This is a genomic window from Streptomyces sp. NPDC005266 (assembly GCF_040607655.1).
Classification (GTDB): Bacteria; Actinomycetota; Actinomycetes; order Streptomycetales; family Streptomycetaceae; genus Streptomyces.
Genome location: NZ_JBEXHC010000016.1, coordinates 58,062 through 69,048, shown reverse-complemented (window position 1 = coordinate 69,048; position 10,987 = coordinate 58,062). Strand labels below are relative to the sequence as shown.

The window sequence follows — 10,987 nt, the reverse complement described above, 5'->3', positions numbered from 1 at the left end:
GCACGACAACGACCACAAGGGGGGCCGATATGAGTAAGCAGTGGTGGGTACGGCGGTACGCGGCGGCGCGTGCGAGGGCCGAGGCCGGAATGGCCACCGCCGAGTACGCGATGGCGACGATCGCGGCGTGTGCCTTCGCCGCGGTGCTGTACAAGGTGGTGACGAGCGGGACCGTCAGCGGTGCGCTGCAATCGGTGATCAGGCGGGCGCTCGATGCGCAGTTCTGAGACGCGGGAAACGGCCGGGCGGGTGCGCCCGCGCACCGGGCGCGCCGCGACCGCCGCGCGGGGCGCTCGGAGGTCGCGGCGCGCGGGGCCGAACCGGCGCGTGAATCCTGACCGCGGCTTTGTCACGGCGGAGGCGGCCGTCGCGCTGCCGGTGCTGGCGCTGTTCGCCCTGATGCTGATCTGGGGGCTGATGGCCGCGTCCGCGCAGTTGCAGTGCGTGGACGCGGCCCGGGCCGGGGCGCGGGCCGCGGCGCGCTCGGAGCCGCGGGCGGCCGCGCTGGCCGCCGCCCGCTCCGCCGCGCCGCGCGGAGCGCGGGTCGAGCTGTGGCGGGAGGGCGACCTGGTGCGGGTGCGGGTCCGCACCCACGCGGCCGGTCCCGGCCCGCTGGCGGTGAGTCTGAGCGGCGAGGCTGCCGCGCTCGCCGAGGACGCGGTGGGCGTGGCGCGGGAGGCGGTCCCGTGAGGCGGGCGGACGACCGAGGCTCGGCGACGATGTGGACCGCACTGGCCGCGACGGCCCTGTGCGCGGTCTTCGCGGTCGTGCTGGCAGCCGGGCAGGCCATGGTGGCGCGCCATCGGGCGGGCGGGGCCGCCGACCTGGCGGCGCTCGCGGCGGCGGACCACGGGCTGGAAGGGCCTCGCGCGGCCTGCGACCTCGCCCGACGGGTGGCCTCGGCCCAGGGGGCGCGCCTGGTGCGGTGCGCTCTGAACGGCGAGATCGCGGATCTCACGGCCGAGGTGCGCGCCGGGCCGTTCGCCCTCCGCGCCCGGTCGCGAGCCGGCCCTCCGGACACACCCACCGCCCGCCGGCCCGACCCGCCTACCGGATCCGGTCCACCGACCACCGGCCACCACGGCCGCCGCCCCGAAGCGGTCACCGGCCGAGGTCTCGTCGCCCGGCGGAGGCCGGTCGCCCGGCGGAGGCTGGCCATCCGGCGGGGGCCGGCCATCCGGCGGGGGCTGGCCATCCGGTGAAGGCCCTCCGGGAGCCTGGTGATTCGGCAGGCGCCAGTCACCGGGCTCGGGCCGGTCACTCTGCCCGGGGCCGGTCACCCTGCCCGGGCCGGGCACCTGTCGGCGGCCGGTCACCCTGCCGGGGCCGGTCAACCTGCCGGGCCGGCCACCTGTCGGCGGTCAGCCATTCGGCGGGCACCAGCGGGCCCCAGGGGCCGGGCACGCGGTGGGGGCCAGCCACCCGGCCCGTCGTGGGCCGGTCATCGCATGGGGGCCGGCCACTCGGCCGGGGCCCCGGCCGGGTGGTCGGGAGCCAGTGACCGGCCCGGGCCGGTCACCCGGCCTGGGCCGGCCGGGCCGGGGCTCCCGCGAGGAGGGTGGTGAGAAGGCGGATGGCGGCCTTCTTGTCCAGCGGGTCGTTGCCGTTGCCGCACTTGGGCGACTGGATGCAGGAGGGACAGCCCGCCTCGCACTCGCAGGCGGCGATCGCCTCGCGGGTGGCCGTCAGCCAGTCGGCGGCCGTGTGGAAGGCCCGCTCGGCGAAGCCCGCGCCGCCGGGGTGCCCGTCGTACACGAAGACCGTCGGAAGGAGGGTGTCGGGGTGCAGCGGTACGGAGACCCCGCCGATGTCCCAGCGGTCGCAGGTGGCGAAGAGCGGCAGGATGCCGATGGAGGCGTGCTCGGCGGCGTGCAGGGCGCCGCCGAGGGCCTGGGGGTGGACCAGGGCGTCGTCGAGCTGGTCCTCCGTGACCGTCCACCACACGGCCCGGGTGCGCAGCGTGCGGGGCGGGAGGTCGAGCTTGGACTCGCCGAGGACCTCACCGGTGATCAGCTTGCGGCGCAGAAAGGAGACGACCTGGTTGGTGACTTCGACGGAGCCGAAGCACAGCCGCGCCTCCCCCCAAGGGATCTCGGTCGTGGTCTCCAGGATGGAGATGGCCGTGGTGTCGCGGGCCGTGGTCGAGTAGGGCGGGCTGGCCTCCTCCACCAGGGCGACCGAGTCGTCGAGGTCGAGCTGTTTGACGAGATAGCTCCGCCCCTGGTGGAGGTGGACGGCGCCCTCGTGGACGGTGGTGTGGGCGGCCGAGGCGTCCACGGTGCCGAGCAGCCGGCCGGTCCCCGCCTCCACGACCTGGACCGGGCTGCCGCCCTCTCCGCGGATGTCGGTGAGGTCGGCGGCGCGCTCGCGGCGGGTCCAGTGCCAGGCCCGCGCACGGCGGCGCAGCAGTTTGCGTTCCTCCAGCTGCGGCATCAGCTCTTCGGCGGCGGGGCCGAAGAGCTCCAGGTCGGCTTCGGTGAGGGGGATCTCGGCCGCGGCCGCGCACAGATGCGGCCAGAGGACGTACGGGTTGTCCGGGTCGAGGACGGTGGACTCGACCGGCTGCCGGAAGAGGGCGTCCGGGTGGTGGACGAGATAGGTGTCCAGCGGATCGTCGCGGGCTACCAGGATCGCGAGGGCGCCTTGTCCCGCGCGCCCGGCCCGCCCGGCCTGCTGCCACAGGGAGGCGCGGGTGCCGGGATAGCCCGCGACGACGACGGCGTCCAGGCCGGCGATGTCCATCCCGAGTTCCAGGGCGGTGGTGGCGGCGAGCCCGAGGAGCTCACCGGAGTGCAGGGCGCGTTCCAGGGCCCGGCGTTCCTCGGGGAGATAGCCGCCGCGGTAGGCGGCCACCCGGCCCGGCAGGGAGCGGTCCACCTCCGCGAGTCGCTCCTGGGCGATCAGGGCGATCAGCTCCGCGCCACGCCGGGAGCGTACGAAGGTGACCGTACGGATGCCCTGGACGGCCAGATCGGTGAGCAGGTCGGCGGACTCCGCCGTGGCGGTGCGGCGGACCGGGGCGCCCTGCTCACCGTGGAGCTCGGTCAGGGGCGGCTCCCAGAGGGCGAAGACCACCTCGCCGCGGGGCGAGGCGTCCTCGGTGATCTCCACGACGGGCACCCCGGTCAGCCGGGTAGCGGCGACGGCCGGGTCGGCCGCGGTGGCCGAGGCGAGCAGGAAGACGGGCGAGGAGCCGTAGCGGGCGCAGACGCGGCGCAGCCGGCGCAGCACCTGGGCGACATGAGAGCCGAAGACGCCCCGGTAGGTGTGGCACTCGTCGATCACGACGTAGCGCAGCGCGCGCAGGAAGGAGGACCACCTGGGGTGGCCGGGCAGGATGCCCCGGTGCAGCATGTCAGGGTTGGTGAGCACATAGTTCGCGTACTGGCGGACCCACTCGCGCTCCTCGACCGGCGTGTCGCCGTCGTAGACCGCCGCGCGGACGCCGGCGCCCAGCGGGGCGGCGATGTCGGCGACCGAGCGGCGCTGGTCGGCGGCCAGTGCCTTGGTGGGGGAGAGGTACAGGGCGGTGGCCCCCCGCCCGCTGGGCTCCTCCGAGCCGTCCAGCAGCGTGCTGAGGACGGGGGCGAGATAGGCGAGGGACTTGCCGGAGGCGGTGCCGGTGGCCACGACCACGGATTCCCCGCGCAGCGCGTGTTCGGCCGTACGCGCCTGGTGCGCCCATGGCCGCTCGATACCGGCGGCCCGGATGGCGTTGATCACTTCCGGCCGGATCGGCGAGGGCCAGTCGGCATGGCTCCCGAGACGCGGGGGCAAGTGCTCCGTATGAGTGATGCGTGTGCCTCGGCCCGCCCCGGTGCTGAGACCACCGAGGACGGCCCGGGGTGAGGGGCGTATGCCCCCCTGCCGCGGGAGTTGGTTGTGGGCCATCGACACCGAGTGTGTCACTGGTCTGACGGACAATGGGCTCAAGGCGTCGTGTACGCCTGCTGGTAAGTGATTGAATGCCATCGCGGCTGCCGATCCATGGGGGGCGACCGCTCGATGCAAGGTGCTGGAGGATCCGTGGACCTGTCCCTGTCGACTCGGACCGTCGACGACCGCACGGTCGTCGAGGTCGGTGGCGAGATTGATGTATACACCGCGCCCAAGCTGCGCGAGCAGCTGGTCGAGCTTGTCAACGACGGCAACTACCACCTCGTCGTTGACATGGAGGGCGTCGACTTTCTCGACTCCACCGGGCTCGGCGTGCTCGTCGGCGGGCTCAAGCGAGTGCGAGCCCATGAGGGCTCGCTGCGCCTGGTCTGCAACCAGGAGCGCATTCTGAAGATCTTCCGCATCACCGGCCTGACCAAGGTGTTCCCGATTCACACCTCGGTCGAGGACGCTGTCGCGGCGACTGACTGACTGGTCGCCGCCGGAAGACACGGAAGGGGGTTCCGGGCGACATCGCCCGGCCCCCCGATATGCACGCCCATACGCCCGAGGGGGATGGCATGGCCACCGTCGAACTCCGCTTCAGCGCGCTGCCCGAGCATGTCAGGACCGCCCGTCTGGTGGCGGCGGCCGTGGCGCGCCGGGCGGGGGTGGATGAGGCCGTGCTCGACGAGGTGCGGCTTGCGGTCGGCGAAGCCTGCACGCGTGCGGTCGGGCTCCATCTGAGCAATGGGGTGGAGGCTCCGGTGCGGGTGGTGCTGACCGAGGAGGAGAAGAAGTTCTCCATCGAGGTCGGGGACGAGTCCCCGACCTCCGCGAGCATGATGCCCGGCTCCCATCCGGATGTGGACGACGAGGGCGCCGCCGAGCCGGAGGGTGAGGACGAGATGGGTCTCGCCGTCATCAGCGGGCTCGTCGACGACGTCGAGGTGAAGAGCAGCGCGACCGGTGGCGTGATCCGGATGAGCTGGCCGACCTCTCCGCAGGCCCTCGTGCCGTAGCCGTCTCCCGCGGCCGTCTCCCATAGCCGTCTTGTGGAGCGGGCCCCGAGCCCTCTGGGACCCGTTCTGACCCTTTCGGGACCACCGGTCCGGCCGTTTTCATGATCGCCGGTCCGGTGGTTGGCATGCCCGCGGCCAGGGCCTCCGTACCGGCCCGGTCACCCCTCGGCGTCCGCCGTCACCATCTGTCGCGTCCCTCCCCCGGACCGCTCTGAGCAGCAGTTTTTCACAGCGCCCTCAGATCATTTATAGAGATCATTCGGCGCCCGTCAATGGATTGTCGACCTTGATTCTTTCGAAGGAATTCCCGGAGCGAAACCTATTGATCTTCGCTGGTGCAGGCGAATTCCCATTCCGGCGCCCTGTTTTGATCGTGTGACGCTCCCTACAATCCGTCCACATCTTGAGCTCAGGACGCCTGAGCGTGGCGGCTCTTCTGCGGTCGCAGAACTGCTGCGCGCGCCCATGTGCCAAACGTCAAGGAGGACGAATGGCGGGGCCTCTCACCCCTCATCAGCTGGACCTCACCCCAACCCTGGCCGCCGCAGAGCTGACCGACGACAACCGTGTGCTCGTACTGGTGATCGCCGCCGTCGCGATCGCGGCACTCGCGGTCGCGGTGGTTCTGGTACGACAAGTCCTCGCGGCCGACGAGGGCACGGACAGTATGAAGAAGATCGCCGCGGCCGTGCAGGAAGGCGCGAATGCCTATCTGGCCCGGCAGCTGCGCACCCTCGGCGGATTCGCCGTGGTGGTGTTCTTCCTGCTCATGCTCTTGCCGGCCGATGACTGGCCGCAGCGCATCGGGCGTTCGGTGTTCTTTCTGATCGGCGCGGGATTCTCGGCGGCCACCGGCTATATCGGGATGTGGCTCGCGGTGCGCAGCAATGTGCGCGTCGCCGCCGCCGCCCGGGAAGCCACCCCCGCGGCGCCCACCACCCCCGTCAACGGCGATTCCGCCTCGTCCGCGCCCGGTAAGCCGAGCGTGGATCTGACGGAGGTCTCGCACAAGGCGATGAAGATCGCTTTCCGTACGGGCGGTGTCGTCGGCATGTTCACCGTGGGCCTCGGCCTGCTGGGCGCCTCCTGCGTGGTGCTCGTGTACGCGGCCGACGCGCCCAAGGTGCTGGAGGGCTTCGGCCTCGGTGCCGCGCTGATCGCGATGTTCATGAGAGTCGGCGGCGGCATCTTCACCAAGGCCGCCGACGTCGGTGCCGACCTCGTCGGCAAGGTCGAGAAGGGCATCCCCGAGGACGACCCGCGCAACGCCGCCACCATCGCGGACAACGTGGGCGACAATGTCGGCGACTGCGCGGGTATGGCCGCAGACCTCTTCGAGTCCTACGCCGTGACGCTGGTGGCCGCGCTGATCCTCGGCAAGGCCGCATTCGGCGACGCGGGCCTGGCCTTCCCTCTGCTCGTCCCGGCCATCGGGGTGATCACCGCCATGATCGGGATCTTCGCCGTGGCCCCGCGCCGCGCCGACCGCAGCGGGATGACGGCCATCAACCGTGGCTTCTTCATCTCCGCGGTGATCTCGATGGCACTGGTGGCGGCCGCGGCCTTCGCCTATCTGCCGTCCCACTACGCGGACCTGGACGGCGTCACCGACCGCGGGATCCTCGGCCACCAGGGAGACCCGCGCGTGCTCGCGCTCGTCGCCGTCGCCATCGGCATCGTGCTCGCCGCGCTCATCCAGCAGCTCACCGGCTACTTCACCGAGACCACCCGGCGCCCCGTCCGGGACATCGGCAAGACCTCGCTGACCGGCCCGGCCACCGTGATCCTCTCCGGGATCTCGGTGGGCCTGGAGTCCGCGGTCTACTCGGCGGCGCTGATCGGGCTCAGCGTCTACGGCGCGTTTCTGCTCGGCGGCACCTCGATCATGCTGGCGCTGTTCGCGGTCGCGCTCGCCGGCACCGGTCTGCTGACCACGGTCGGCGTCATCGTCGCCATGGACACCTTCGGCCCGGTCTCCGACAACGCACAGGGCATCGCGGAGATGTCCGGTGACGTCGAGGGCGCGGGCGCGCAGGTGCTCACCGACCTCGACGCGGTCGGCAACACCACCAAGGCGATCACCAAGGGCATCGCGATCGCGACGGCGGTGCTCGCCGCGGCAGCGCTCTTCGGCTCGTACCGCGACGCCATCGCCGAGGCGATCAGGGAAGTGCACACGACCGTGGCCGGCGAGATGAATCTGAGTCTGGACATCTCGCAGCCCAACAATCTCGTCGGGCTCGTCCTCGGCGCCGCAGTCGTCTTCCTCTTCTCGGGGCTGGCGATCAACGCGGTGTCGCGGTCGGCGGGCGCGGTGGTCTTCGAGGTGCGGCGGCAGTTCCGGGAGAAGCCCGGGATCATGGACTACAGCCAGACGCCGGAGTACGGGCGGGTCGTCGACATCTGCACCAAGGACGCGCTGCGCGAGCTGGCCACTCCGGGTCTGCTCGCCGTCATGGCGCCGGTCGCCGTCGGCTTCACCTTCGGGGTCGGCGCGCTCGGCTCGTTCCTGGCGGGCGCGATCGGCACCGGCACCCTGATGGCCGTCTTCCTCGCGAACTCCGGCGGAGCCTGGGACAACGCGAAGAAGCTGGTCGAGGACGGGCACCACGGCGGCAAGGGAAGCGAGGCGCACGCCGCGACGGTGATCGGCGACACGGTCGGCGACCCGTTCAAGGACACCGCGGGCCCCGCGATCAACCCGCTGCTGAAGGTCATGAACCTGGTGGCGCTGCTGATCGCCCCGGCGGTGGTGAAGTTCTCGTACGGGGACAACGCCAGCCCGGGGCTGCGCGCGGTGATCGCGGCGCTTGCCATCGTGATCATCGTGGCCGCCGTCTACGTTTCCAAGCGGCGCGGGATCGCCGTGGGTGACGAAGACAACTCCGAGCGCGTCGCGAAGTCAGCCGAATCGGCGGTGGTGTCCTAGCTCCGGGGCCGGCCGCGGGGCCGGGAGAGCCCCCGCGACATGCGGGCGGGCGGTGTGCGAAGGCAGACCGCCCGCCCGTCCGTATGCCGTCCCGCGCCTTCCGCGCAGTGAGGCCATCGGCACACCGGACCGGGCTCATATGGTCTTAAAAGCATCCATACAGGGTGCTCGTTCTGCGGACTCCGCCGGATGGACGTGTATGTTCCGGGGCCGAGAGCCATGGAAGGGACCAACCCGGTGAACAAGAAGCTTGTGGCTGCACTGTCCGGCGGTGCGGCACTCGTACTGGCGCTGACCGGCTGCGGGGGCGGTGACGATGGCGACAAGAAGGTCAACGACTGGGCCAAGTCGGTCTGCGACGAGGTGCAGCCGCAGCTGAAGAAGATCCAGGGGGCCAACGCCTCGATCCAGGGCGCCGCCGACGAGCAGGATTCCAAGAAGCTTCAGCAGACGGACTCCGCGGCGTTCCGGCAGATCTCCGAGTCGTACGCGGCGCTCGCCAAGGCGGTGAGCAAGGCGGGACCGCCGCCCGTCGACAACGGCGAGCAGACCCAGAAGGAAGCGGTCAAGGAGCTCAACGCCACCTCCCGGGCCTACAAGAAGCTGGGGACGACCGTCGACAAGCTCGAGACCTCGGACAAGTCGAAGTTCGCCGACGGGCTCAAGGGTGTCGCCGACGAGCTCAACAAGATCAGCACGTCCGGCGACAAGGCCCTGCAGAAGCTGCAGGAGGGAGAGGTCGGCACGGCGATGGCCAAGCAGCCCGGCTGCCAGAAGCCGAGCACGACGGGCGGCGCCGGCACCGCCACGCAGTCTTGACGGACGCGGCGCAGTCCTGACGGACGCGGCGCAGTCTTGACGGACGCGACCGGAAACCAAGGCCCCCGCGCCACGCCCCCCTTGTCGGCCCGTCAGCGCCGACCGACGCCGGCGATGCCGCCTGTCGTCGCCCGCTGTCGGCGGATGCCCCGACAATGGGGGGCGTGAGTACGCACCAGGCCCTGTTCCGTCTCCCCGTCGCCGACCCCGATCGCACCGCCCGCCTCCGCGAGGCGCTGCTGGCCGCCTCCTTCACCGCCGACGGCCTGCTGGATCTCCTCGGCGCGCCCGCCTACGCCGCTCTGGCGCGCAGCGAGACCGTCCCCGCGCTGCGCGCGACCCGGGGCGGGAGCCCGCTGGAGACCCTGGTGCGGCTCTTTCTGCTGCAGCGGCCCGCCTCGTACGAGCGGGCCGCTGCCGCTCTGCCCGTCGAGGACTGCCTGGCCGACGGCTGGCTGGTGCGGGACGGTGCGCAGGTGCGCGCGAGCGTGGATGTGCGGCCGTACGGCGGTCCCGAGGGCCAGGACTGGTGGATCGTCTCCGATCTGGGCTGCGCGGTCGGCGGCGCGGGCGGCATCGGTGGACCGGGCGGCGCGCGCGGCGGCGTGGACCGCTCCCGGCTCGTCCTCGGGATCGGCGGCGCGTCCACCACGCTCGCCGGTCTCACCGTCCCGGGCCCGGTGGACCGCGTCCTGGACCTGGGCACCGGCTCCGGCATCCAGGCGCTGCACGCGGGCCGGCACGCCGGGCGGGTCACCGCCACGGACCGCAATCCGCGCGCGCTGGACATCGCCCGGCTCACCCTCGCCCTGTCCGGGGCGCCGGAGCCCGATCTGCGCGAAGGGTCGCTCTTCGAGCCGGTCGAGGGCGAGACATACGGTCTGATCGTGTCCAATCCGCCCTTTGTGATCTCCCCGCCCTCCCCGGACGGCTCCGAGCTCGTCTACCGGGACGGCGGCATGGCCGGGGACGATCTGTGCCGCACCCTCGTCCGGCGGTCGGCCGGTCATCTCACCGACGGCGGCTGGTGCCAGCTGCTGGCCAACTGGCAGCACATCGAGGGGGAGGACTGGCGCGAGCGGCTCGCCTCCTGGGTGCCCGCCGGCTGTGACGCGTGGATCGTGCAGCGCGAGGTGCAGGACATCACGCAGTACGCCGAGCTGTGGCTGCGCGACGCGGGCGAGCATCTGGCCGGGGCGGAGGCGTACGCGGCGCGCTACGACGCGTGGCTGGAGGAGTTCGAGGCGCGCAAGACCAGGGCCATCGGCTTCGGCTGGATCACGCTGCGCAGGTCCGGCGCCGAGCGGCCGTCGGTGACCGTGGAGGAATGGCCGCATCCGGTCGAGCAGCCGCTGGGGGACGAGGTCGCCGCCCACTTCGCCCGGCAGGACTTTCTGCGGACGCACGACGACGCGGCGCTGCTGGCCTCACGCTTCCGGCTGGCGGACGAGGTCGTACAGGAGCAGGTGGGCCTGCCCGGGGCCGAGGACCCCGAGCATGTGGTGCTCCGGCAGCACCGCGGGATGCGGCGGGCCACGAAGGTCGACACGGTCGGTGCGGGCTTCGCGGGCGTGTGCGACGGCACGCTCAGCGCGGGCCGGATTCTGGACGCGATCGCGCAGCTGCTCGGGGAGGACCCGGTGGTGCTGCGCGACCGCACCCCGGAGTCCATCCGGCTCCTGGTGGACCAGGGCTTTCTGCTGCCGGTCGAGAACGGGGGCGGCGGGGGCGCATGACGCGTACCGGGCGGGCGTGCGCCGGTGTGACTGTGCCGCGCCCCCGTCTCCGTATGGCAGGAAGATGCCGTGCGGGGGCGCGGAGGGGCTCACAGGGCACTCGGGAGGGCTTACTGCACCCTCCTACGGGGCTTGTGGGGCGAGCCAGGGCCAACGGGGCGTACGCGACGTGGGTGGCATACGGGACGAGCGGTACGCAGAGCGTATGAAGATGGCCGGTAGGGCCGGTCGTGTGCCGTTCACCCCGGGTTCGCGCTCACGCCTCTCGCGCGTGCCAGGATCCCGCCATGGAGAGCGGACCTGCGATCTTCGCCGGAACGGCATTCGTGTCGTTCGGCGCCGCGCTGCTGCTGTGGACGGCGGCGCGTTTGCGGCTGCGTGCGCCGGTCGCGCACGGTGTGAGCCCTGTCGCTTCGGCGACGCTCTCCCTTCTCTTCGGCATCGCCGCGCTCGGCGGCGGGATCTGGTGCCTGGGTTACGCCTGACAGGGCCTTCCGTGATGGCTTGTGCCGCTCCGGGCGGCAGACAGGTCGGTTGTCGGGTTACCGTTCGAGTGGCGTTGCGGGCTTTTTCCGTTTGACACGAGGGCGGGATGTACCGTCACA

General features: G+C 72.0%; 10 protein-coding genes. 9 read left to right on the top strand and 1 reads right to left on the bottom strand.

The features are described from left to right. Positions 1-29 precede the first annotated feature (29 nt). From ABZU99_RS24940 to ABZU99_RS24930, 3 genes are all read left to right on the top strand, one after another. Entirely contained in the window at positions 30-227 is a 198-nt protein-coding gene (locus tag ABZU99_RS24940; protein WP_355947289.1) for a DUF4244 domain-containing protein, read from the top strand. Positions 228-327: 100 nt separating this feature from the next. Next, positions 328-690 carry a TadE family type IV pilus minor pilin gene (locus ABZU99_RS24935; RefSeq protein ID WP_355947292.1) on the top strand — a complete coding sequence of 121 codons (363 nt, stop codon included), beginning with the start codon at positions 328-330 and terminating at the stop codon, positions 688-690. Beyond that, positions 687-1,202: an Rv3654c family TadE-like protein gene (locus ABZU99_RS24930; RefSeq protein WP_356047840.1), complete on the top strand. Its 516-nt coding sequence runs from the start codon at positions 687-689 to the stop codon at positions 1,200-1,202. Before ABZU99_RS24935 ends, ABZU99_RS24930 begins: the two co-directional genes overlap by 4 nt. 313 nt (positions 1,203-1,515) lie before the next feature. Here the strand turns inward: ABZU99_RS24930 and ABZU99_RS24925 are convergent, their stop codons facing one another. Further along, positions 1,516-3,972, bottom strand: a complete 2,457-nt coding sequence (locus tag ABZU99_RS24925; protein WP_355947295.1) for a DEAD/DEAH box helicase — start codon at positions 3,970-3,972, stop codon at positions 1,516-1,518. A 54-nt stretch (positions 3,973-4,026) separates the two neighbouring features. Between ABZU99_RS24925 and bldG the strand changes: the two genes are divergently transcribed. From bldG to ABZU99_RS24895, 6 genes are all read left to right on the top strand, one after another. Then, complete coding sequence (gene bldG, locus ABZU99_RS24920; RefSeq protein WP_014061729.1) at positions 4,027-4,368, top strand: anti-sigma factor antagonist BldG; 342 nt, start codon at positions 4,027-4,029, stop codon at positions 4,366-4,368. A gap of 89 nt (positions 4,369-4,457) precedes the next feature. Further along, a complete protein-coding gene (locus ABZU99_RS24915) occupies positions 4,458-4,898 on the top strand; it encodes an ATP-binding protein (protein WP_355947298.1) in 441 nt (146 codons plus the stop codon). A gap of 490 nt (positions 4,899-5,388) precedes the next feature. Continuing rightward, positions 5,389-7,827: a sodium-translocating pyrophosphatase gene (locus tag ABZU99_RS24910; protein WP_356047837.1), complete on the top strand. Its 2,439-nt coding sequence runs from the start codon at positions 5,389-5,391 to the stop codon at positions 7,825-7,827. A gap of 237 nt (positions 7,828-8,064) precedes the next feature. Further along, complete coding sequence (locus tag ABZU99_RS24905; protein ID WP_355947304.1) at positions 8,065-8,646, top strand: small secreted protein; 582 nt, start codon at positions 8,065-8,067, stop codon at positions 8,644-8,646. Between the two features lie 155 nt (positions 8,647-8,801). Then, a complete protein-coding gene (locus tag ABZU99_RS24900; protein WP_356047836.1) occupies positions 8,802-10,382 on the top strand; it encodes a class I SAM-dependent methyltransferase in 1,581 nt (526 codons plus the stop codon). A 287-nt stretch (positions 10,383-10,669) separates the two neighbouring features. After that, the gene (locus ABZU99_RS24895) at positions 10,670-10,867 is read left to right on the top strand and encodes a hypothetical protein (RefSeq protein ID WP_355947308.1); all 198 of its coding nucleotides are present in this window, start codon (positions 10,670-10,672) and stop codon (positions 10,865-10,867) included. Positions 10,868-10,987 lie beyond the last annotated feature (120 nt).